19 protein-coding genes are annotated in these 20,784 nt (G+C 69.9%); 11 read left to right on the top strand and 8 right to left on the bottom strand.

Features of this window, described 5'->3' with window-relative positions:
• Positions 1 to 16 precede the first annotated feature (16 nt).
• The 3 genes from T9R20_RS16065 to T9R20_RS16075 all read right to left on the bottom strand — a co-directional run bounded on the left by T9R20_RS16065 (position 17) and on the right by T9R20_RS16075 (position 3,412).
• Complete coding sequence (locus T9R20_RS16065; protein WP_322410343.1) at positions 17 to 919, bottom strand: hypothetical protein; 903 nt, start codon at positions 917 to 919, stop codon at positions 17 to 19.
• 36 nt (positions 920 to 955) lie between these two features.
• Positions 956 to 2,407, bottom strand: a complete 1,452-nt coding sequence (locus tag T9R20_RS16070; protein WP_322410344.1) for an HNH endonuclease signature motif containing protein — start codon at positions 2,405 to 2,407, stop codon at positions 956 to 958.
• 93 nt (positions 2,408 to 2,500) lie between these two features.
• A complete protein-coding gene (locus tag T9R20_RS16075) occupies positions 2,501 to 3,412 on the bottom strand; it encodes a PaaX family transcriptional regulator C-terminal domain-containing protein (protein ID WP_322410345.1) in 912 nt (303 codons plus the stop codon).
• Between the two features lie 73 nt (positions 3,413 to 3,485).
• Here T9R20_RS16075 and T9R20_RS16080 point away from each other — a divergent pair, with 73 nt between their 5' ends.
• Entirely contained in the window at positions 3,486 to 4,196 is a 711-nt protein-coding gene (locus T9R20_RS16080; RefSeq protein WP_322410346.1) for an AIM24 family protein, read from the top strand.
• A gap of 9 nt (positions 4,197 to 4,205) precedes the next feature.
• On the opposite strand, the gene T9R20_RS16085 is transcribed toward T9R20_RS16080, so the two are convergent.
• On the bottom strand, positions 4,206 to 5,180 hold the full coding sequence (locus T9R20_RS16085; protein WP_322410347.1) for a helix-turn-helix transcriptional regulator: 975 nt from the start codon (positions 5,178 to 5,180) through the stop codon (positions 4,206 to 4,208).
• Between the two features lie 97 nt (positions 5,181 to 5,277).
• On the opposite strand from T9R20_RS16085, the gene T9R20_RS16090 reads away from it, so the two are divergent.
• Together T9R20_RS16090 and T9R20_RS16095 are read left to right on the top strand one after the other, a co-directional pair.
• Positions 5,278 to 6,510 carry an FAD-dependent oxidoreductase gene (locus tag T9R20_RS16090; RefSeq protein ID WP_322410348.1) on the top strand — a complete coding sequence of 411 codons (1,233 nt, stop codon included), beginning with the start codon at positions 5,278 to 5,280 and terminating at the stop codon, positions 6,508 to 6,510.
• A 90-nt stretch (positions 6,511 to 6,600) separates the two neighbouring features.
• Positions 6,601 to 7,065, top strand: coding sequence for an AAA family ATPase (locus T9R20_RS16095; RefSeq protein ID WP_322410349.1), 465 nt, complete (start codon positions 6,601 to 6,603; stop codon positions 7,063 to 7,065).
• Between the two features lie 13 nt (positions 7,066 to 7,078).
• Here the strand turns inward: T9R20_RS16095 and T9R20_RS16100 are convergent, their stop codons facing one another.
• Both T9R20_RS16100 and T9R20_RS16105 read right to left on the bottom strand, forming a co-directional pair.
• A complete protein-coding gene (locus T9R20_RS16100; protein ID WP_322410350.1) occupies positions 7,079 to 8,047 on the bottom strand; it encodes a serine hydrolase in 969 nt (322 codons plus the stop codon).
• Positions 8,048 to 8,122: 75 nt separating this feature from the next.
• Positions 8,123 to 10,105 (bottom strand): M13 family metallopeptidase, encoded by a 1,983-nt coding sequence (locus T9R20_RS16105; protein WP_322410351.1) that lies wholly within the window; start codon positions 10,103 to 10,105, stop codon positions 8,123 to 8,125.
• Positions 10,106 to 10,366: 261 nt separating this feature from the next.
• On the opposite strand from T9R20_RS16105, the gene T9R20_RS16110 reads away from it, so the two are divergent.
• A complete protein-coding gene (locus T9R20_RS16110) occupies positions 10,367 to 11,677 on the top strand; it encodes an MATE family efflux transporter (protein ID WP_322412205.1) in 1,311 nt (436 codons plus the stop codon).
• Between the two features lie 137 nt (positions 11,678 to 11,814).
• A complete protein-coding gene (locus tag T9R20_RS16115; protein ID WP_322410352.1) occupies positions 11,815 to 13,512 on the top strand; it encodes a sensor histidine kinase in 1,698 nt (565 codons plus the stop codon).
• 7 nt (positions 13,513 to 13,519) lie between these two features.
• Here the strand turns inward: T9R20_RS16115 and T9R20_RS16120 are convergent, their stop codons facing one another.
• Positions 13,520 to 14,173: an RNA methyltransferase gene (locus T9R20_RS16120; RefSeq protein WP_322410353.1), complete on the bottom strand. Its 654-nt coding sequence runs from the start codon at positions 14,171 to 14,173 to the stop codon at positions 13,520 to 13,522.
• A 96-nt stretch (positions 14,174 to 14,269) separates the two neighbouring features.
• Between T9R20_RS16120 and T9R20_RS16125 the strand changes: the two genes are divergently transcribed.
• The 5 genes from T9R20_RS16125 to T9R20_RS16145 are packed head-to-tail and all read left to right on the top strand — an operon-like array spanning position 14,270 to position 18,814.
• Positions 14,270 to 15,430 carry a GAF domain-containing SpoIIE family protein phosphatase gene (locus T9R20_RS16125; RefSeq protein ID WP_322410354.1) on the top strand — a complete coding sequence of 387 codons (1,161 nt, stop codon included), beginning with the start codon at positions 14,270 to 14,272 and terminating at the stop codon, positions 15,428 to 15,430.
• A 35-nt stretch (positions 15,431 to 15,465) separates the two neighbouring features.
• Complete coding sequence (locus T9R20_RS16130) at positions 15,466 to 17,427, top strand: glycosyltransferase family 2 protein (protein WP_322410355.1); 1,962 nt, start codon at positions 15,466 to 15,468, stop codon at positions 17,425 to 17,427.
• Positions 17,424 to 17,756: an STAS domain-containing protein gene (locus tag T9R20_RS16135; protein WP_322410356.1), complete on the top strand. Its 333-nt coding sequence runs from the start codon at positions 17,424 to 17,426 to the stop codon at positions 17,754 to 17,756. Before T9R20_RS16130 ends, T9R20_RS16135 begins: the two co-directional genes overlap by 4 nt.
• On the top strand, positions 17,746 to 18,162 hold the full coding sequence (locus T9R20_RS16140) for an ATP-binding protein (protein WP_322410357.1): 417 nt from the start codon (positions 17,746 to 17,748) through the stop codon (positions 18,160 to 18,162). The genes T9R20_RS16135 and T9R20_RS16140 overlap by 11 nt, the downstream gene beginning before the upstream one ends.
• Before the next feature lie 13 nt (positions 18,163 to 18,175).
• A complete protein-coding gene (locus tag T9R20_RS16145; RefSeq protein ID WP_322410358.1) occupies positions 18,176 to 18,814 on the top strand; it encodes a metal-dependent transcriptional regulator in 639 nt (212 codons plus the stop codon).
• 146 nt (positions 18,815 to 18,960) lie between these two features.
• On the opposite strand, the gene T9R20_RS16150 is transcribed toward T9R20_RS16145, so the two are convergent.
• Positions 18,961 to 19,896: an SDR family NAD(P)-dependent oxidoreductase gene (locus tag T9R20_RS16150; protein ID WP_322410359.1), complete on the bottom strand. Its 936-nt coding sequence runs from the start codon at positions 19,894 to 19,896 to the stop codon at positions 18,961 to 18,963.
• A 64-nt stretch (positions 19,897 to 19,960) separates the two neighbouring features.
• Between T9R20_RS16150 and T9R20_RS16155 the strand changes: the two genes are divergently transcribed.
• On the top strand, positions 19,961 to 20,770 hold the full coding sequence (locus tag T9R20_RS16155) for an HAD-IIA family hydrolase (RefSeq protein WP_322410360.1): 810 nt from the start codon (positions 19,961 to 19,963) through the stop codon (positions 20,768 to 20,770).
• The last annotated feature ends 14 nt before the right edge of the window (positions 20,771 to 20,784 follow it).

Here is a 20,784-nt window from a genome sequence, read left to right on the forward strand (position 1 = left end):
TGGCGAAAGTCTCGCCTCAGCCCGTGGCGGGGAGCGGGCGCCCCTGCTGAGGCGAGCCGGTCCCACTCCCGGCAACGGGGGCTACCTCGGGAAGCGGTTCGGCGTCAGGCAGCGGTTCGGTGTCGGGGATCTCGGGCACGACCGCGAGACCCGACGGGATGACCCCTTCGGCCCGGTCTCGTCCCACGCACTGCGCGGCAACGATGATCCGCTCCCCCTCCCGCGCTTCGGGAACATTCAGACCCAGCCACTCCGAAACGGCCACGAGGGGGATCGAGACGGAGCTGTCCACCGTCTCGACGGGCGGCACGAGGACGATCGGCATCGACACCTCCGGCACTCCTGGGCCGAGCGGATAGGCGTAGCTGAACTGTGCGGAGACGGCTCCGCCGCTGCATCCCTCGATCGTCACCGCGCTCGGCCCGTCAGCGGCGCGGAGCGTGGCCACCGTCACGCCCGCGGGAACGACCAGGCGGAGCCCCATCGATGTGATGGCGGCGAGGGCGTACGTGCGGACACCGGCGGTGTCGCATTCGACCGTGATCTCGACCTTTCCGCCGGGCGGACGCGACGCTGAGGAGAACCAGGTCGACACGGTCTGCACGGGCAGTCGCGTCACACCGTCCTCGTCGGGGATCAAGAAGACATCCTGCAGCGATGGACCGGGATCGTCTCGGCGATCGAGCGGAGCGTAGAAGAGATCGACGAGACTGGTGCCGCCCGCACACCCCTCGATGAGGATGTCGTCGGCGACGCCGGGCTTCGCGAGATCTTCGACCACGAGCCCATCCGGCACCGAGATCGCAAGGTCGTCCTCGGCCGCCGCAGCGATCGACGCAGGACTCACCCCGGCTGTCAGCGCGACCACCGTCGCCACGATCGTCGCCGACAGGCACACGACCCCCATGGTTCGCTTCATCGTCGTCCCCCCTGCGCGAGCGTACGCGCAATCGGATCAGAACGGTGCGACGCCGTAGCCGCCGTCGTCGGCGGGGACGAATGCGACCCGTGAGGGTGGATGACTCTCGTATGTCTTCCCGCCGGGACTGGTGAACGTCAGCACCCCGCCGGGGAGTTGCTCGACATGCCAGTTCGTCGCGTGTTTCAGCGTGTGGTGTCGGGCGCATTCGTTGCAGAGGTTGTCGTTGGACGTTGGACCGCCTAACGCGAAGTCCCGGGAGTGGTCTTTGTCGCAGATTTTGGCGGGTCTGCGGCATCCGGGTGTTCGGCAGGTGACGTCCCGGGCGTTGAGGAACCTCGTCTGCGACGGATGGGGCACGTAACGGTCGACCGCGGTCACGACGCCGGTGATGGGGTCGGTCATCACCCGATCCCAGACCCTCGCCGTCCCCGCCATCCGCCTGGCGGTCTCAGGGTCGACCGGGGTGATCCCGTTCAATTCGGCGCCGGAGTTGGTGACTCCGGTGAGGGTGGTGATCGGGATGGTGATCTGCACTTCGGCGGTGATGGCGCCGAGTCCGCCCTTCGCCCCATCGGTGGGGTCGATCGTGGGGCACCCGGTGAGGAGCATGTCCAGGGCCAGGTCAGCGCGGATCTCATCCAGCGACCGGTCATCGAACCACGGCTCCGCAGTCTCTCGGCTCCCGCTCCCGCTCCCGTTGCCGTTCCCGTCGTCGTGCGTCCCGGTCTCACCGAGCCCGAACCCCGATCCCGACCCGGATCCTGGGCCGCCGCTCCCGCCGTTCGCGTCGGCGTTAGCCTGCGCGGCGGCGTGCTCGCGTCGTTTGGCGCGGTCGACATCCTTGATCGTGGTGCCCTGACCGGTGAGCCGATGGTACGCGCCGTGGATGTAGACGTTCCCGCCGAGGATCGTCAACGTCGACAGGGTGTCGTCCAGGTCGGTGACCCACACCCGTCGTTCCCGGATCGCGGTGTCGTGTCGTTCCTGCAACGGCCGGGGGTCGAGGACTGCGGCGCGTTGATTGGCGTGCTTCTTCGTCCGCGGCACCGTCTGCCGTTCCGCCTCCACCAGCACGATTCGCTCGAAGTCCGCCCGATCCACCGGGTCCTCGATCACCCGGCCGGCGTCCTGGATCACCTGCGCATGCGCCCTGGTCACCCGCCCCTCCACCAGCGCCGCCATCGTCGCCGGGAACAACTCGACCAGTTCGTGGGCGTCATGCATCTGGGACTGCATCGACCGGTCATTCACCCGCACCGCCATCCCGAGTTCCAACGCCATGGATCGCAGCGGGATGTCCCGCTCCCTCGACGACACCGACCCGATTCGAGACCGCTGCTCCAGCGTCAACGCATACGCATCCGCGAGCAGCCGAGTCTCCTTCGCCTCCAGCACCGCCCGACGCCGACGGAGCTTTGCCAGCTCGTCCGCGAACACCCCGGCACGCTTGTCCTCCGCCCGCCGCCGCTTCTCGTCCGCGTTCACTGAAAACCCCGTCCCGATGACCTACCCACATCATCGCAGAGGGGTACGACATCGACTCCCGCTCTTGCGCCGGAAAATAGAACAGAGTTACGATTATCGCGAAAGCCGTCGCTGCAGCACTCCGCTCGCGAGCGCCTCATCCACTCGGGACACATGCCACCTCATCCGCTCTTCCGCCACAGGGCCGAGTTCGTCGAAGCGACGACCGAACCGGGCCCTGACCTCCTCGCGCGGCCAATCCAAGGGGAGCAGCGCTGCGGGAAGCCCCGCATCCACGCCTCGGAACGCCTGCCACTGGATCATCAGCCCTGTCCGCTCGGCGAGCGCGGCCGCACCTGCGAGCGCCACGGTCGACCCCTCCAACTCATGACGGAAGGCATGGTAGCGATCGAGCACACCGGCGAGGTCCCACGCCCGTTGCGGGCCACCCGGCCCCGCGACATCCAACTGCGCACGCATCGTCGTCACGTCCGGAACCCCGAGGGCGACGAGCTCCTCACGGGCGAGCGCAGCGACGTCCGAGGGGGAGATCCAGACACCGTCGTAGAGCGGACCGAACCCGAGGAATTTCAGCCGCGAGCGAGCGGTGTGCCGCAGCGCGCGCTGAGACTCGGGGATCGAGAACGTCACCACGCTCCACGCGCCGTCCCACACCACGGGCGCCACTCCGAAGCTCTCGAGCCAGGCCGCCTCGTCCTCGATGATGGCGCGCCCTCGCGACGTGAGCCCATGGGTCGTGCGCCGGCCCTCTCGTCGCTGCTCGAGCAGATCCAATCGCACGAGCCGCGCCAGCGTCGCCCGGGCCGCGGGCTCTTTCATCCCGAGGTCGCCCATCGCCCCGACGAGCGCCGCCGAGGGCAACGGGTCTGCGTTTCGCCACCAGTAGTCGCCGAACAGGGTCAGCACCTGGCGTGCCGGCGAGACCTTCCGCAGGGGACGACCCGCACCGGTCGCGCCCGCCCCCGGGGGCGGCGACTCACCGGCGGATGACGGGGCGAGGGCCATTCCGACATCCTGGCAGGTCGCACGCTCCCCGCGGCGGGTACCGCCCGACCGGGCGCCTCGCTAGGGTGTGCCCATGAAGGCGATCATCGCGGGGACCACCATGCCCGTTCTCGAGCTCACTCTCGACGCAGGAGAGCGCATCATCGCTGAAGGCGGCGACGTCTCGTGGCTGACGCCGGGCTTCGACATCCAGACCTCGACCGCGTTCGGCTCCGGCGGCAGGGGCGGCTTCATGAGCGGACTCAAGCGCATGGTCGGCGGCGGACAGCTCTTCCTCACCCAGTACACCGCGCAGGCACCCGGCAGCTTCGTCGCCTTCGCCGCGCAGCTGCCGGGCACGATCCGCGAGCTTGCGATCGATCCGCAGGACCAGTTCATGGTCCAGTCGGGCGCGTACATGGCCAGCACCCCGGATGTCGAGGTGTCGGTCGGCCTGCAGAAGAAGCTCGGCGCCGGCATCTTCGGCGGAGCGGGGGTGGTGTTCCAGAAGCTCGCCGGGAACGGCACCGCGTGGGTGCAGCTCGCCGGCGAGATCGTCGAGTACGACCTTCAGGCGGGGCAGTCCCTGCTCATCCACCCGGGGCACCTGGCGCTCTACCGTGCCGAGATGCCGCTCGAGTTCGCCAGCATCAAGGGCATCAAGAACAAGTTCTTCGGCGACTCGCTCTTCCTCGCGCAGCTTCACGGGCCCGGCCACGTCTGGCTGCAGTCGATGACGCCTGCCAAGCTCGCCGCGGCGATCGAGCCCTACCTCCCCGAGAAGTCGTCGAGTGACAACAACTGAGCGCGCTGGTCACCCCGGCGGTGGGGACGGCTCGTCGAGTCGCCGGACGATACCGGCGAACGCTTGGCGGAGCTCCGCCGGCTCGACCTGTCGCATGTCGGCCGCGAAGGTAAGGTAAAGCCCGGCGAGACCGGTCCATGACCACGCGCCCATCCGCAGCAGGCAGGACCGATCAGAGACGAACTCCACCACCGCGCCACCGGGAGCGAACATGGCCGCCGTCGCGGGCGGGACATCGAGGACGACCGATCCCTGGCAGGGCCACGGAGCCAACATGTCGCCGCGATCGAATGCACGCTGGACGAACTCGCCGACGTCGGACGTGGGGAGCGGTCGCTCGTCGAACGGAACCCAGGTCGGCGATTTCGCCGTCAGCCGGTCGAGCCGCAGAACGCGCCAGCGAGCCGACTCGAGATCGAAGGCGACCAGATACCACCTGGCCGCCCACACGACGAGGCGATGGGGCTCGACTCGCACACGCACGGGCGATCCGTCGTCGTCACGATACTCCGCGCGCAGGACATGCCGTCGTCGCACGGCCGCTCCGACGTCGCGGACGAGGTCGGCCGAGATCGGCGGCGCGGGGAACTCCCAGTAATTCGCAAGCGTGGTCACCGTGAACGCGTCCGATTCGCCCCTCAGTCGCTCGGGCATGACTCGACGGACAGTCTGCAGGGCCCTGGCCGCCGACTCGCCGATGCCTGCGAGCACGGCGGGCGCCGTCTGCAGGGCGACGGCGATCGCCACGACCTGCTCTTCGTCGAAGAGGAGTGGAGGGAGGCGGGTGTCTGCTCCGAGCCGGTAGCCGCCCCCGCTCCCTTTGACGGGTTCGATGCGGTACCCGAGCTCGCGGAGCGTGTCGACGTCGCGCCGCACCGTGCGCTCAGAGACCTCAAGCCGGTCGGCGAGGTCGGCAGCGCCGATCACGCCTCCCGCACTCAACAGGGAGAGAAGCGTGAGAGCCCGAGAGGAGGTGGAGGCCATGACGACATCCTCACCCGCAGAGCGGCCACTATGCGTCCTCTTTGTCGGACATCGTCATGCCAGGCGGACTTTCCGCCCACAAGGGAGGAAAGCCATCATGCGGGTTCTCATCATCGGCGGCGGCCTCGGCGGCCTTGCCCTCGCAGCCGGACTGCGATCGCGGGACATCGACGTGACGGTCTACGAACGAGACACCGACCTCGCGGCGACGGGCGGATATCACATCACTCTCGACCCTCGTGCCCAGCGCGCGCTCACCGACCTTCTTCCGGACGTCGCGATGCGACGCATCCGTGCGTCGGCGGCCCTCGCCGGGCGCCGCGACGCCGATGTGATGTGGGACTGGCGCGGCCGACAGCTCGCGGTACTCCGCGGGGTGGTCCACCCCGACGCGATCGATATCGACAGGATCACCCTTCGGCTGATCCTGGCGGAGGTGGTCGGAGATGATCTGCGTACAGGCAGGACCTGTCTCGGGATCGAGACGGAGGATGCCGCTGTCACCGCGTCCTTCGATGACGGATCCACCGCGACCGGAGACATCCTCGTGGGAGCGGACGGCGCGCACTCGCTCGTCACACGAAGGCTTGCCGGCGAGTCCCCCTCCCACCCGACCGGACTCGTCGGAACGTCGGGCCGCACCCGCATCGACGATCTCAGCGCGTCCGAGCGCGGACGACTCGGCACCCGCTCGAGCTTTGCGATCGGCCCGAGGGGCACCGCGCTCTACGCCGGATACCTCGACCCGGCGGGACACGCCGCCCTCGACGACCCCGCGGAGAGCCGAGCCGTCACCCGCGAGCCGTCGTTCATCTGGGGTGCGATGTTCCCCGAGACCGCAACCACGGCGGGCTGGCGCAACCTCGACGGAGCCCGGATCCGTGACGCCTCGATCAGCCTTCTGCACAAGCGCGGCTGGGATCGCCGAACGCTGGAACTCCTCGAACGGACGATGCCCGAGAGCGTCGCCGTCTACCGCTTCAACGCCGCGGCCAGCGACCCATCGCTCCTCGCGCCGTGGGCGCCTGGTCGGGTCACCGCGCTGGGCGACGCTGTGCACTCGACACCGCCCACCGCGGGGATGGGCGCGGGCATCGCGATCCGCGATGCCGAACATCTCATGAGGGCAGTTCATGAGATTCTCGGAGGGCGCCCACTCCCCGAGGCGATCGGCGACTATGAGCGTGAGATGGCCCTGCGCGGCGCGGAGGCGATCACCCTCGCGATGAAGACCGTGCGCCAGGTGCTGTCGACCGACTCGGCGCTCGGATCGGCCCTTCTCCGAGCGGTGGTGCCGCCGATGGCGGCGTTTCAGCGCCTGCGCCGGTAGAACCGACCTCCACGGTCTACCCACAACGTCTTCATGACCACATGCCGGGCTCTGTGGAGGGACGGGGGGAGTCGGGAATAAGAATGATCCATGCCCCGCATCCTCATCACCGGCATGTCCGGCGCCGGCAAGTCGACCCTCCTCGCCGAACTCGCGCGCCGCGGCCACCTCACCGTCGACACGGATTATGACGGCTGGACCGACGGCGACGGCGGGCCCTGGGATGAGGACCGGATGACGCAGCTCCTCGCCACGCACGACGACATCGTCGTCTCGGGCGCCGCCGAGAACCAGGGCGTGTTCCGTGACAGGTTCGCCCACGTCATCCTGCTGAGCGCGCCGATCGAGGTCCTGCTCGACCGCGTGCAGCTCCGCACCGACAACCCGTACGGCAGGACGCCGGCCCAGCAGGAGGATATTCGCCGCTACACCCTCGAGGTCGAGCCGCTCCTCCGCCGCTCGGCGACGCTCGAGCTCGACGGCCGCCGGCCGGTAACCGTCCTCGCGGACGAGGTCGAGCCGCTCCTCGCCGCTGCGGCCCCGCCCGAGGGGTGAGCCCCACCCGCGCTCAGTACACGTACTCCATGAGTTCGACCCCGAGCGTGCGGAACGCCTCGTGCGCCCGCACCCGATGCATCACCGACAGGTCGTCGAAGCAGACGATCAGGGCGTAGGAGACACCGGCGCGAGGCCCGGCGATCACACCGGCCTCGACACGGATGCCGCGGTCGCGGCCGGTCTTGTTCAGAAACAGCAGCCCGTGGTCGTCGCTCTCGTGCGCGAAGGGGTCGAGCCCCGTCGCCGAGGCGACGAGGGAGAGGTCGTGATTGAGCGTCAACCACTCGGCGACCTGGGCGCTCACCGCCGGCGACACCGCCTGGCTGTTGACCAGTGCGGCGAAGACCTCGGCGAGATCCCGCGCCGAGCTCAGAGCGAAGTGCGGCGCGTCGTCGGGCCCGCGATGATCGCGGAACCGGTCGAGGAGCGCCGTCCGCGAAAGGCCCAGCGCGTCGATCCGCGCGCGCACGGCGGGCAGCCCCACCCGTTCGAGCAGCCCGTTCGCCGCCAGGCCATCGCCCGCCGCGGCGGCGAGCACCGCCATGTCGACGAGCGGCAGCGTCGGCACCTTCAGATGCTGCCAGAGCCCCGCGCCTTCGACACCGGCGAGCGCGGTCCGGTCGAACAGCTCGAGCGGATCGAGGGTCCCGCCCTCGAATTGCGCGGCGACCTCGATCAGCAGCGGCACGACCCCAAGCCCGGCGACCGGCTGGGTGACGTGATCGTCACCGGCGAGCACCGAGGTGCCGCGATCGAGGTCGGTGATCCGCACCGAGACCTGCGCCCCCGAAGCGGCGACGTCGTCGAGCGCGCGCAGCGTCGAGGTGAAGGTGCGCTTGCCGCCGGCCCCACGGCGCGAGGCGCGCGCGCGACCCCGGCGGGATCCGCGCGCATCGGAATCGCGCCGGAAGCCGGGATCGGAAGGTCCCGTCGGCCGCGGTTCTGAGCCCCGCGCCGGCGGTTCGGAAGCGTTCGCCACGGCGGCTGTCCCTCCTGCCAGACGGTTCGTGTGCCTGTCTACGCGAAGACCGCGTCCACCACCAGACCGGCGGGATTACCAGATGGTGACGCGCTTGTCCTTCTCGAGCCACAGCGCGTCGGATTCGGTGACGTCGAAGGCGTCGTAGAACGCATCGATGTTCCGGACGATCTGGTTGCAGCGGAACTCGTTCGGCGAGTGCGGGTCGATCGTCAGCAGGCGGATGGTCTCGGCGTCGCGGCCCTTCTGCTGCCAGATCTGCGCCCACGACAGCAGCAGACGCTGGATGCCGGTGAACCCGTCGATCTCAGGGCCTTCGACCGGGGCGCTGTCGACGTCGGCGCCGAGCGAGAGGCGGTACGCCTTGATCGCGATGCCGAGGCCCCCGAGGTCGCCGATGTTCTCGCCGATCGTCAGCGCGCCGTTGACCGTGTTCTCATCCGACAGGCCCTGCGGCACCAGCGCGTTGTACTGCTCGATGAGCACCGCGGTGCGCTCCTCGAAGGCCGCGCGGTCGGCATCCGTCCACCAGTCGCGCAGCGACCCGTCGCCGTCGAAGCGGCTCCCCTGGTCGTCGAAGCCGTGACCGATCTCGTGACCGATGACCGCGCCGATGCCGCCGTAGTTGGCCGCGGCATCGCGCGTCTTGTCGAAGAACGGGTACTGCAGGATCGCCGCCGGGAACACGATCTCGTTCATCAGCGGGTTGTAGTAGGCGTTCACCGTCTGCGGCGTCATGTACCACTCGTCGCGGTCGATGGGCCCGCCGACCTTGCCCAGCTGACGGTCGTGCTCCCAGATGTGCGACCGCCGGACGTTGCCGACGAGGTCGGCGGCGTCGATCTCGAGCGCGGAGTAGTCCTTCCAGGTCACGGGATAGCCGATCTTGGGCGTGAACGCCGCGAGCTTCGCCAGCGCCCGCTCGCGGGTCTCGGGCGTCATCCACTCCAGATCGGAGATGCTCTGCCGGTAGGCCTCGATGAGGTTCGCGACGAGCTCGTCCATCGCCTCCTTCGCCGCCGGCGGGAAGTGCCGCTCGACGTAGACCTTGCCGATCGCCTCGCCCATCGCCGCCTCGGTGAGGCTCACGCCCCTCTTCCAGCGTTCGCGATTGACGGGGACGCCGGTGAGCTGGGTGCCGTAGAAGGCGAAGTTCGCCTCGACGAAGTCATCCGACAGGAACGGAGCCAGCGCGTGGATGACCTGGAAGCGCAGCCACGCCTTCCAATCCTCGAGCCGGTCGTCGCGCAGCAGCCCGCCGAGCCCCTCGATGAAGCTCGGCTGGTAGACCACGACCTCGCCGAACGCGCCCTCGAACCCGGGCGCGAGACCCTCGAGCCACGGCTGGAGGTCGGCCCCGGCGAGGCTCTTGACCTGGTCCCAGGTGCGCAGGTTGTAGGTGGCGACCGCGTCGCGGCTCTTGACGTTGTCCCAGTGGTGGGTGGCGAGCTCGGTCTCGAGCAAGAAGATGCGATCAGCGGATGCCGCGGGGTCGGCGACTCCCGAGAGCTCGAGCATCTTCTCCAGGTGGGCCCGGAACGCCGTCCGGGTGTCGGCGAAGTTCTCGAGGCGGTAGTAACTCTCGTCGGGGAGGCTCAGCCCGCCCTGCACGAAGAACGGCACGTAGCGCTGCGGATTGCCCGGGTCGGGCTCGACGTAGAGGACCATCAGCGACCCGGCGCCCTCGCGCTCGAGCGCGCCGACGAGTCGCAGGAAATCGGGGATGCTCGCGACCTCGTCGACGCGCGCGAGCTGCCCCGCCAGCGGCGCGGCGCCGAGTTCGGCGATGCGGCCGGTGTCCATGAAGCTGGCGTAGAGGTCGCCGATCTTGCGGGTCTCGGTGCCGGGCTCGGCATCCTGCGACTCTTCGATGATCGCGCGGACGTCCTTCTCGGCCTGCTCGGCGATGAGGTGGAACGACCCCCACCGCGCCTTGTCGTCAGGGATCTCGGTGCGGTCGAGCCACGATCCGTTGACGTGGCGGAAAAGGTCGTCCTGCGGGCGGATCTCGTCGCTGAGCTCGTCGAGCGCAAGGCCGGAGCGGAGTGCATCGGTCATGGGTTCCAGGATAGGCGGCGGTTTCTGTGCGGGGCGTCCGTGCCCGTGTCGCCGACGGCTCACCCACGCCGCACCCCCCTCTCCGCGCGCTTCCTCCACGCGATCCGTCGAAAAACGCGGCTCGGGATGCGGCGGAGCCGTGTTTTCTGACGGGTCGGCGATTCGTCCGACTGCGGCCACCCGCGGGAGCAGATCGCGACCGGTGTCGCCCACGGGTCCTACCCTCGGAGGGTGAGCGAGAGCGGGGAGAAGACCGGGCGGATGACGCTGAACCGCGACATCCTGAGGCTCGCCGTCCCCGCGCTCGGCGCCCTCATCGCCGAGCCCCTCTTCCTCATCCTCGACTCCGCCTTCGTCGGGCACCTGGGAGTCGTGCCGCTGGCGGCGCTCGGCATCGGCGCGGCGGTGCTGCAGACGATCGTCGGGCTGATGGTCTTCCTCGCCTACTCCACCACTCCGGCCGTCGCCCGGCGCTTCGGCGCCGGGGACCCTTCGCGTGCGGTGTCGGTCGGGATCGACGGCATGTGGCTGGCGCTGGGCATCGGTGCGATCCTCGCCCTCACGGGCTACCTCGCGACCCCCCTGCTCGTCGGCCTGTTCGGCGCCGGAGCCGATGTCGCCGCCGACGCCCAGGTGTACCTCGGCATCTCGATGTGGGGCCTCCCGGCGATGCTCATCGTCTTCGCCGCCACGGGGCTCCTCCGCGGCATGCAGGACACCGTCACGCCGCTGTGGATCTCGGGTCTCGGATTCGGCGCGAACGCACTGCTGAACTGGGTGTTCATCTACGTGTTCGGCTGGGGGATCGCCGGTTCGGCCGCCGGCACGGTCGTCGCCCAGTGGGGCATGGTCGCCGCGTACGCGGTGGTCATCGGACGGCTGGCGCGCCGGCACGCGGCATCCGTCCGACCCCAGCGCGACGGCGTGCGCGGCTCGGCGCTGCAGGGCGGGTGGATGTTCCTGCGCACCGTGTCGCTGCGCGCGGCGCTCCTCGCCACCGTCGCGGTGGCGACCGGGCTCGGCACGGACGAGCTCGCCGGCTGGCAGGTCGCGTTCACGATCTTCTCCACCGCCGCCTTCGCGCTGGACGCCCTGGCGATCGCCGCGCAGGCGCTCATCGGCGAAGGCCTCGGGGCCGGCGACGAGCCGTTCGTGCGCCGCGTGCTCGGCCGTACCGTGGCGTGGGGGGCCTGGTTCGGAGTCATCGTCGGCGCGGTGATCGCCGCGACATCCGGGGTCATCGGCCTGGTGTTCACCGGCGACCCGGCGCTCGCGGCCCTCGTGCAGCCGGCCCTGCTCGTCCTCGCGGTCGCCCAGCCGGTCTGCGGCGTGGTGTTCGTGCTCGACGGGGTGCTGATCGGCGCCGGCGACGGGAAGTACCTCGCGATCGTCGGGGTGCTCAACCTCGTGCCCTTCGTTCCCGCACTGGTGCTCGTGGCCGCGTTCGCTCCGACCGGCGCAGCGGGCCTGGCGTGGTTGGCGGTGGCGTTCTTCGGCGTCTACATGCTCGCGCGTCTGGTCACGCTGGGGCGCCGGGTGCGCGGTCGCGCGTGGCTGACCGCGGGCGCATGACTCTACGATGACCTGACATACGACAAGCCCCGACGTCGGGGATGTGGTGCGGGGGGAACGTGGCCGATGCCAGGCAGGCGGGTCGGGGCGGGGACCCGCGCGGCTCCGACGCGCCTCGGCCCGGCGAGCTCCCACGAGTGCCGGGCGAGAGGTTGGATCGGAGCATCCGGGCCCTGATCGTCCTCATGGTCGCCGTCAACGTGATCTATCTCGGCGCTCTTCTGCTGCCCGGCGACCCGGCCAGCCTTCTGATCGACGTGTGGATGTCGATCACCGCCCAGTGGGTGCCCGTCGCCGTGTTCTGGCTCGTCGCGGTCCGCACGCGCTTCCGCCGGTGGGAAGTGATCCTCGCGGCGGCGGGCGTCACCTTCAACGCGGCCGGCGACACGGTCTATGCGCTGGCGATGGGTGCCGATGGAGTGCTCCCTTCGCCGTCGCTCGCCGACCTCGGGTACCTGCTCTATTACCCATTGACGATGGCAGCGCTCGTCCTTCTTGTTCGACGCCAGTCGGCGCGTTCGCTGAGAGCCGCGCTCTTCGACGCCGGCGTGGCATCCCTCGGGGCAGCGGCCGTCCTCGCCGTTCTCCTCGCCCCGATCTTCACCGACGCGTCGAGCGCCACGACGACGCTCGACGCGGCGATCGCCGCGCTGTACCCGCTGTTCGATCTGCTCCTCATCACCGCCGCGGTGGGCGTCTCCGCGTCGCCTGCGCTGCGACTGGGGCCACGCTGGCAGCTCCTCGTCCTGGGTTTCCTCCTCTTCGCCGGGGCGGATGTCGCATACGCCCTGCTCAGTCATGCCGGCATCTACGCCGCCGGCTCGCCGCTGGACGTGCTCTGGACCGCGGGACTCGCGTGCGCGGCCGTGTGGGTCGATGGATTCACGCGCTCCGACCCGGCCATGCCCCGCGCCCGGTCCCACGCGCCGCGCCTGCCGGTCCCGGCGTTCGCGGTTCTCGCCGGGCTGGGCGTGCTGCTCCTCGCCACGCAGACGTCGGTGTCGACAGTCGCGCTGGCGCTGGCGGCCGCCACCGTGGTGCTCGCCGCGGTGTCGGTTCTGAGACGCCAAGCGACCCTCGCGCGCCTTCTCGAGGGCCAAGAGGACCTGGTGCGGCAGCTGCAGAAGCTCGACGCCTCCAAGAGCTCCTTGATCGACACGATGAGCCACGAGATGAGGACACCGCTGACCTCGATCCTGGGGTACCTCGACCTGGTACTCGATGACCAGGGCGTCTCTCCCGACACGAAGGACATGCTCAGGGTCATCGAGCGCAACGCCCACCGGCTGCAGAGTCTCGCCGGCACGATGCTCCAACTGACCCGTCTGGAGGCAGGCGAGGCGCCCGCCACGGCGCGGGTCGCCATGGCTCAGGTGCTGCGCCGCGTCGAGGAGTCGATGCGGCCGCTCGCGGTCACCCGGAACGTCGCACTCCACTTCCTCGTCGACCATGCGGCCGATGTCGCCGGAGATGAGGGCCAACTCGAGCGCGCTGTCACCAACCTGGTCGAGAACGCGGTGAAGTTCACGCCGCCGTACGGCTCGGTGCGCGTCCACAGCGCACCGGCGGCGGGGCCGCATGGGGAGCCCGCCGTCAGGATCGACGTCTCCGACACGGGAATCGGAATACCGACCGACGACGTCCCGCACCTGTTCGACCGCTTCTTCCGAGCGGCCAACGCGCAGGATCGCTCGGTTCAGGGAACCGGGCTCGGGCTCGCCATCGTGCGGGAGATCGTCCGAGCGCACGGCGGCGAGGTCTCCGTGCGCTCCGTTCTCGGAGAAGGATCGACCTTCCGCGTCACACTTCCTGCGCTCCCGGTGACCGGGAGGTGACTCCCCGTCACGCCCAGCGTCGACACCACTCGTACATGACGACCGCCCCCGCGGCGGAGGCGTTGATCGAGCGGGTCGAACCGTACTGGGTGATCTCGACCACGGCCGATGCGGCGACGAGCGCCTCGGGCGACAGCCCCGGACCCTCCTGGCCGAACAGCAGCACGCATCGCTCGGGAAGGTCGGCGCGGTCGAGCGCCACCGACCCTTCGACGTTGTCAATCGCGATGACGGGCAGCCCCTCGCTCTCCGCCCAGGCGGCGAACGCCGCGACATCCTCGTGATGCCGCACGTGCTGGTACCGATCCGTGACCATCGCGCCGCGACGGTTCCACCGCCGGCGCCCGACGATGTGCACCTCGGCGGCGAGGAAGGCATTCGCACTCCGCACGATCGAGCCGATGTTCATGTCGTGCTGCCAGTTCTCGATGGCGACGTGGAAGCCGTGGCGGCGCTGGTCCAGGTCGGCCACGATGGCGTCCATCCGCCAGTAGCGGTAGGCGTCGACGACGTTGCGGGCGTCGCCGGCGGCGAGCAGTTCGGGGTCGTAGCGCGGATCATCCGGCCAGGCATCCGGGCCACCGGGCCAGGGCCCCACGCCGTGCGCGGGGACCGGCGGCTCCGCCGGCTCCGGCTCGGGCTCGGTCGGCGCGGCATCCACGAGCCCAGGCTATCGCCGACCGCGCAACCCCTTTCCGGTCCTCCCCACACCGGGTTCATCCACGACATACTGGAGATTCGCCGACGACGAGACCATGTGGGGGATTCCTTGTTCGACGACGACAGACGTCAACGCGCCATCGAGGCCCTCGGGCTTCTCGACACGCGCCCCGACGAGCGCGTGGACCGGGTGACGCGTCTCGCGCAGGAGATCTTCGGCGTACCGATGGTGAGCGTCACTCTCCTCGATCGCGACCGGCAGTGGCGGAAGTCCCAGATCGGTCTCGGCGGCGACGAAGCGCCGCGGGAGGGCGCATTCTGCGACATGACGGTCCGCCAGGGCGGCACGCTGATCGTCGAAGACGCGAGCGTGGACGAGTACTTCGCGACGAACCCGTTCGTCGAGGGCGATCCGCACCTGCGTTTCTACGCCGGGCACCCTCTGCAGGCTCCCGGCGGCGAGTTCGTCGGCACCCTGTGCATCCTCGACACCCAGCCGCGATCGCTCGATGCCCGCGAGGTGGAGCTTCTGCGCGAGATGGCGCAGTGGGTCCAGACCGAGCTCATGGCCGAGGACGACCTCGACCACGCCACCGTCGTGCAGCAGGCGCTTCTGCCCCGGGAGACCCCCGAGGTCGCCGGATACACGCTGGCGGCCGCCGCCACGGCATCCGGACAGTTGATGGGGGATCTCTACGACTGGTACCTGCACGACGGGCGGCTGCGGATGACGCTGGCCGACGTCATGGGAAAGGGAACCGGCCCCGCGATCGTTGCCGCATCGGTGCGCGCGTCGCTGCGCACCGCACCCGACCGCACCCTCGCCGCCGCGGTCGCCGAGGTCGACCGCCTGCTGGAGTCCGACCTCGGACGGGCGGGACTCTTCGTCACCGCCGTGCACGCCGAGCTCGACCCGGGGTCGGGAAGGATCTCGTTCGTCGACGCCGGACACAGCCTGGCGTTCATCCTTCGCAGAGACGGCAGCTGGACGCCGCTGCGCTCGACGGGCCTGCCGCTGGGCATGGGCTTCGACCTCGACCGGACGGCGGCGTCGGTGCAGCTCGAACCGGGCGACGCGTTCCTGTGCTGCAGCGACGGCCTTCTCGACATCCTCGACGAAGAGGACCCGTTCGGCCACGTGCTGCGGGTGATCTCGACGGAAGGACCCGACGGCGCCGTCGCCGAAGCGGTGCGACTCGCCCACGAACGCCGCGCGCCCGACGATGTCACGGTGCTGCTCGTCCGCCGAGACGGGTGAGGGGGCGGAGGACGAATGATGAACAGGGTGACGCGATGACGGCGCGCTTCGTCTGGATCCGGATCCTCGCGCTGTTGTCGGTGCTCCTCGGAGTGAACTACATCGCATGGCGATGGCTCGACTCGATCAACTGGTCGGCCTGGTGGATCGCCGTTCCCCTCGTCATCGCCGAGACCTACAGCCTCATCGACACGTTCCTGTTCGCCGTGACGATGTGGCGCGCACGAGACCGGCCCGCCCCGACCTCACCGCCGCAGGGCACCGCCGATGTCTTCATCACCACCTACAACGAGCCGATTGGGATGGTGATGGCCACTGCGCTCGCTGCACAGCGCATCGCCTACCCCCACCACACCTGGGTGCTCGATGACGGGTCCCGGCCCGAGATGGCCGAGGCCGCCCGCACGGCGGGGCTCGGGTACATCACCCGCTCGGAGGACTGGACGGGCAAGCCCCGTCACGCCAAAGCGGGAAACCTCAACAACGCCCTGATGAACACCGACGGCGAGTTCCTGCTCATCCTCGACGCCGATCAGGTGCCCGACCCGCTGATCCTGCACCGCACGCTCGGCTACTTCGCCGATGACCCCGAGGTGGCGCTGGTGCAGACGCCGCAGTGGTTCGTCAACGTCGACGACGCCGACCCGCTGGGAAGCCAGGCCCCACTGTTCTACGGTCCGATCCAGCAGGGCAAGGATGGCTGGAACGCGGCGTTCTTCTGCGGGTCCAATGCCGTGCTCCGCCGCGACGCGCTCATGCAGCTCGGCACCGTCGGCTACGTCCGCGACCTCGAGCAGTCCACGGCCCGCACGCTCAAGGCGGCCGAATCGCTCCTCTCGCGGGCTGCGCGCGACCGCCATGCCGACGAGGCTGTGCGCACCGAGCTGACGGCGCTCCGCGACGAGGTCGCCGGCGCTCGTCGGCAGATCGCCGCCGGCGAACCCATCGGCGAGGTCACCTACCGCGTGCAGGCCGCCGTGGATGCGTCATCCCGTCGCCTCGTCTCGCGCGACCTCTCCGCGCTGCAGGCCGACCTCGACGTCATCGCCCAGCTGCCGATCGAGCGCGACAGCGAACTCGACGCGATCGTCATCGACGACACCGCCCTCGACGCGCTCGCCACCCGGGAGATGTCCCCGCTCGGGGCGGTCGAATCGGTGTCGGCCCTCCTGGACGCACTCCGGGTGGACCGCCCGGGCGAAGCGCAGCCGATACAGCCGATGGCGACGATCTCGGTCACCGAAGACATGGCGACGGCGATGCAGCTGCACTCCCTCGGGTGGCGGAGCGTCTACCACCACGAGATCCTCGCCCACGGCCTGGCTCCGGAGGACCTCCGCACCATGCTCACCCAGCGCCTTCGGTGGGCGCAGGGAACGCTGCAAGTGATGCTGCGCGACAACCCGCTGATGAAGAAGGGCCTCTCGGCGGGGCAGCGACTGATGTACTTCGCCACCATGTGGAGCTATCTCTCCGGCTTCACCGCGCTGGTCTACCTCGCCGCACCCGTGATCTACCTCGTCTTCGGCGTCATGCCCGTGACCGCCTGGAGCGTGGACTTCTTCGCCCGCTTCCTTCCGTACTTCATCATCAACCAGATCCTCTTCCTCGTCGTGGCGCGGGGGATCAAGACGTGGCGAGGACAGCAGTACGCCCTGGCGCTCTTCCCGGTATGGATCGACGCCTGCGTCACCGCCTTCGCCAACGTCGTGCTGAAGCAGCCGCTCGGCTTCGCCGTGACGAAGAAGGACGGCCGGGCCGAGGGCGGGCCGCCGTGGCGGCAGATCTGGCCGCAGCTCACCGCCATCGCCGTCCTGGTGTTCGCGCTGGGCATCGGGCTCACCCGGCTCGCCGTCGGCACCGCCGACGGCACCGGGACCCTCGTCAACACGGTCTGGGTCGTCTACGACCTCGCCGTGCTGAGCGTCATCATCCAGGCCGCGCTCTATCGTGGCCCGAAGGCCTCCCTCACCGACGAAAGGCAGATCGCCCTGTGAACCTCACCGTCACCCCCGGCAGCGCCTACGCCGTCATCGCCCTCGAGGGGCGCCTGACCGCTCCGGGTGTGCCGCGCCTCCGGTCGGCCATCAGCGAACTCGTCGACGCCGGCAGCATCCGGGTCGTGATCGACCTCTCGGGTACCGAATTCGTCGATTCGTCGGGGCTGGGTGCGCTCATCGGCGGACTGAAGTCGGCGCGTCTGGCCGGCGGCGACCTGCGGATCGCGGGGGTCACCGAGCCCGTGCGGCGGGTGCTGAAACTCACGAACCTCGACCGGGTGCTCCGCGAGTACGACACCGTCGAGGCGGCGTTCGATGAGCGTTGACGGCTTCCGGGTCGAGGGACGCGCCGACGACACCTTCATCGACGAGGTGCATCAGGTGCTCGACATGCTGTGGTCGAGCCATCCCGAGGTCGACGAAGAGGACCGCACCCTCTTCACCCTGGCCGTGAGCGAGATCGCGACCAACGTCGTCGAGCACGCACGCGCACGGGAGGAGATCTCCGTCAGCCTCGACGTGTCGATCGACGGCACCGGCCTCCGGGCGGTGTTCTTCGACGACGCCGACCCCGCGCTCATCGACCTCAGGAACGTGTCGATGCCCGGCCAAGACGCCGAGTCCGGCCGCGGACTCGCCCTGGCCCTCGCCACCCTCGACGAACTCGAGCACTCCGGCGAGGCCGGCGGCAACGAGTGGCGGCTCACCCGCCGGTGGCGCCCGCGCGCATAGGTAGCCTGGAGCGGTGGCCTCCCCCGCCGTCGACGACTACCTGAAGACGATCTACCACCACACCGAGTGGCAGGACGCGCGGATGACGCCGTCGCAGCTCGCAGCGGTGCTGGGCCTCGCCCCCTCGAGTGTCACCGAGATGGTGCAGAAGCTCGCCGCGCAGGGGCTCGTCACGCACCGCCCCTACGGCCCGGTGACGCTCACCGCGACCGGCGAGCGCCGCGCCGCCGCCATCATCCGCCGTCACCGGCTCATCGAGACGTGGCTCGTCCAGGAGTTCGGCTACAGCTGGGATGAGGTCCACGACGAGGCCGAGGTGCTCGAACACACCGTCAGCGACCGGCTTCTCGCGCGCATCGACGAACGTCTGGGCCACCCCCGATTCGACCCGCACGGCGATGCCATCCCCGACGCCGACGGACGCGTCGACCGCGAGCCGTTCCTGCTCCTCTCCGCGGCTCCGGCCGGGCATCGCGGTCGTGTGCTGCGGGTGAGCGACCGCGACCCCGATCTGCTGCGCGCCCTCGAGGTCGTCGGCATCGCCGTCGGGCACGTGGTCGAGGTGCGGCCCGCGACCCGCGTGTCGGTCGACGGCGGCGAGGCGCTCACGCTGCCCGACGGGGCGGCGGAGGCGGTGTGGCTGAGCGCCTGACCCCCCTCACCCTCCGCCCTCACCCCTCCCCCCTCACCCCCTCGGCAATCCCGAGCCACCGGATTCGCGTCGAACCACCGCGCTACGGCGGGTGGCTCGACGGGATCAGGGTGGCTCGACGACGTGGCATCGCCGAAGCGGCACGATCAGGGCCAGCGAATGCCCGAGGTCTCCTCGCAGAAGTTCCACAGACGCTCGGCGACCTCGGGGTCGCGGGTGATCTTCGAGGGACGCCGCTTCGCCGGTCGGCCCCGAAGGGTGAACCGCGGCCCCCAGAACTCCCCGCCGTCGACCACCGGGTCGACCAGTGCACGCACGAGCGGCCACGCGCCCTGCTCCTTCGACTGCGTCACGGGACCCTGCAGGTTGTCGGCGAACCGCGCCCAGCGCGACGGCTCGTTCACCCCGTGGATACCGGGTGTCCTCCCGCTGATGCTGTAGCCGGGGTGGGCGACCACGCTCGACACCGGCACCCCGGCCGCGCGCAGGCGACGGTCGGCGTCGAGACCGAGCGCCGTGCACGCCACCTTCGACTGCACGTAGGCACGCCACGGCGTGTAGCCCTCCACCAGCTGGGGGTCGACGGGGTCGTAGGGCGAGATCGTCGTCGAGACGCTGCCGACCCACACCATCCGTCCCTCCACCGCCGCGAGCGAGGTGAGCAGGGCGCCCGCGAGCGCGAAGTGCCCGAGCACGTTGGTGGCGAAGACCACCTCATTGCCCCCGTAGGTCGTCTCGCGGGTGCGGGGCGGATGTACGACGCCGGCGTTCAGCAGCAGGCCATCGATGTTCCAGCGGGCGCGGGCGGTCGCCGCAGCTGCGCGCACGGAGCCGAGGTTGCTGGTATCGAGCAGCAGGGTCTCGGTGGGTCCGACGGTGGCCGCCTCGGGAACCCGCCGTTCGACGGCGGCGCGCGCCGTGACGAGGCGGTTCGGGTTCCGGCCGGTCATGACCACTCGCGCGCCGGCGCGCACGAGCTGCTCCGAGGCGAAATATCCCAGGCCTCGTGTGGCACCCGTGACGAGGTAGGTGCGCCCGGTGAGATCAGGCAGCGCTTCGGGGTCCCACTCGGGCGCGGTCACCCCTCCGACAGTAGACCCCGCGTCCGCCCCGTGGCATCCCCGGCTCCCCCGGTACGCTGGCACCATGCGGACCCGCGCCGATATCGAATGCTGGCTCACCGACATGGACGGGGTCCTCGTCCATGAGAACCGTCCGATCCCGGGTGCCGCCGAGCTGCTCGCGCAGTGGCGCGACCAGGCGACGCCCTTCCTCGTCCTGACGAACAACCCCATCTTCACCCCCCGCGACCTCAGTGCTCGCCTGGCACGGTCGGGCCTGGACGTCCCCGAGGAACGGATCTGGACCTCGGCTCTCGCGACCGCCGACTTCCTCCGCTCGCAGCTTCCCGGCGGTACCGCGTTCGTCATCGGCGAGTCGGGCCTCACGACGGCGCTCCACGAGGCGGGATACGTCATGACCGAGACGCAGCCCGACTACGTCGTGGTCGGCGAGACGCGGCAGTACAACTTCGAGGCGATCACCAAGGCCATCCGCTTCATCAACGACGGTGCACGCTTCATCATCACCAATCCGGATGCCACGGGCCCGACTCCCCACGGCGTGGTCCCCGCCACCGGGTCGTTCGCCGCCCTCATCACCCGCGCGACGGGCAAGGAGCCCTACGTCGTCGGCAAGCCGAACCCGATGATGTTCCGGTCGGCGCTGAACCGCATCGGGGCGCACTCCGAGACCACCGGCATGATCGGCGACCGGATGGACACCGACGTCGTGGCCGGCATCGAAGCGGGCCTGCACACGGTGCTCGTGCTCACCGGCATCAGCGACCAGACCGAGATCGAGCGGTACCCGTTCCGGCCCGACGAGGTCGTCGACTCCGTCGCCGACCTGCTCGCGCCCGAGCCGCTGGAATCGGAGATGCCCGAGGGGGTCTGACCCCGGGCGGCGAC

It is taken from the genome of Microbacterium invictum (assembly GCF_034421375.1).
In the GTDB taxonomy this organism is placed as follows: domain Bacteria; phylum Actinomycetota; class Actinomycetes; order Actinomycetales; family Microbacteriaceae; genus Microbacterium; species Microbacterium invictum_A.

Bases quoted from the DNA above. Each gene is read 5' to 3' on its own strand.
- T9R20_RS16065 (WP_322410343.1), bottom strand. From the start codon at position 919: ATGAAGCGAACCATGGGGGTCGTGTGCCTGTCGGCGACGATCGTGGCG.
- T9R20_RS16075 (WP_322410345.1), bottom strand. From the start codon at position 3,412: ATGGCCCTCGCCCCGTCATCCGCCGGTGAGTCGCCGCCCCCGGGGGCG.
- T9R20_RS16080 (WP_322410346.1), top strand. From the start codon at position 3,486: ATGAAGGCGATCATCGCGGGGACCACCATGCCCGTTCTCGAGCTCACT.
- T9R20_RS16085 (WP_322410347.1), bottom strand. From the start codon at position 5,180: ATGGCCTCCACCTCCTCTCGGGCTCTCACGCTTCTCTCCCTGTTGAGT.
- T9R20_RS16090 (WP_322410348.1), top strand. From the start codon at position 5,278: ATGCGGGTTCTCATCATCGGCGGCGGCCTCGGCGGCCTTGCCCTCGCA.
- T9R20_RS16095 (WP_322410349.1), top strand. From the start codon at position 6,601: ATGCCCCGCATCCTCATCACCGGCATGTCCGGCGCCGGCAAGTCGACC.
- T9R20_RS16105 (WP_322410351.1), bottom strand. From the start codon at position 10,105: ATGACCGATGCACTCCGCTCCGGCCTTGCGCTCGACGAGCTCAGCGAC.
- T9R20_RS16110 (WP_322412205.1), top strand. From the start codon at position 10,367: ATGACGCTGAACCGCGACATCCTGAGGCTCGCCGTCCCCGCGCTCGGC.
- T9R20_RS16130 (WP_322410355.1), top strand. From the start codon at position 15,466: ATGACGGCGCGCTTCGTCTGGATCCGGATCCTCGCGCTGTTGTCGGTG.
- T9R20_RS16140 (WP_322410357.1), top strand. From the start codon at position 17,746: ATGAGCGTTGACGGCTTCCGGGTCGAGGGACGCGCCGACGACACCTTC.
- T9R20_RS16155 (WP_322410360.1), top strand. From the start codon at position 19,961: ATGCGGACCCGCGCCGATATCGAATGCTGGCTCACCGACATGGACGGG.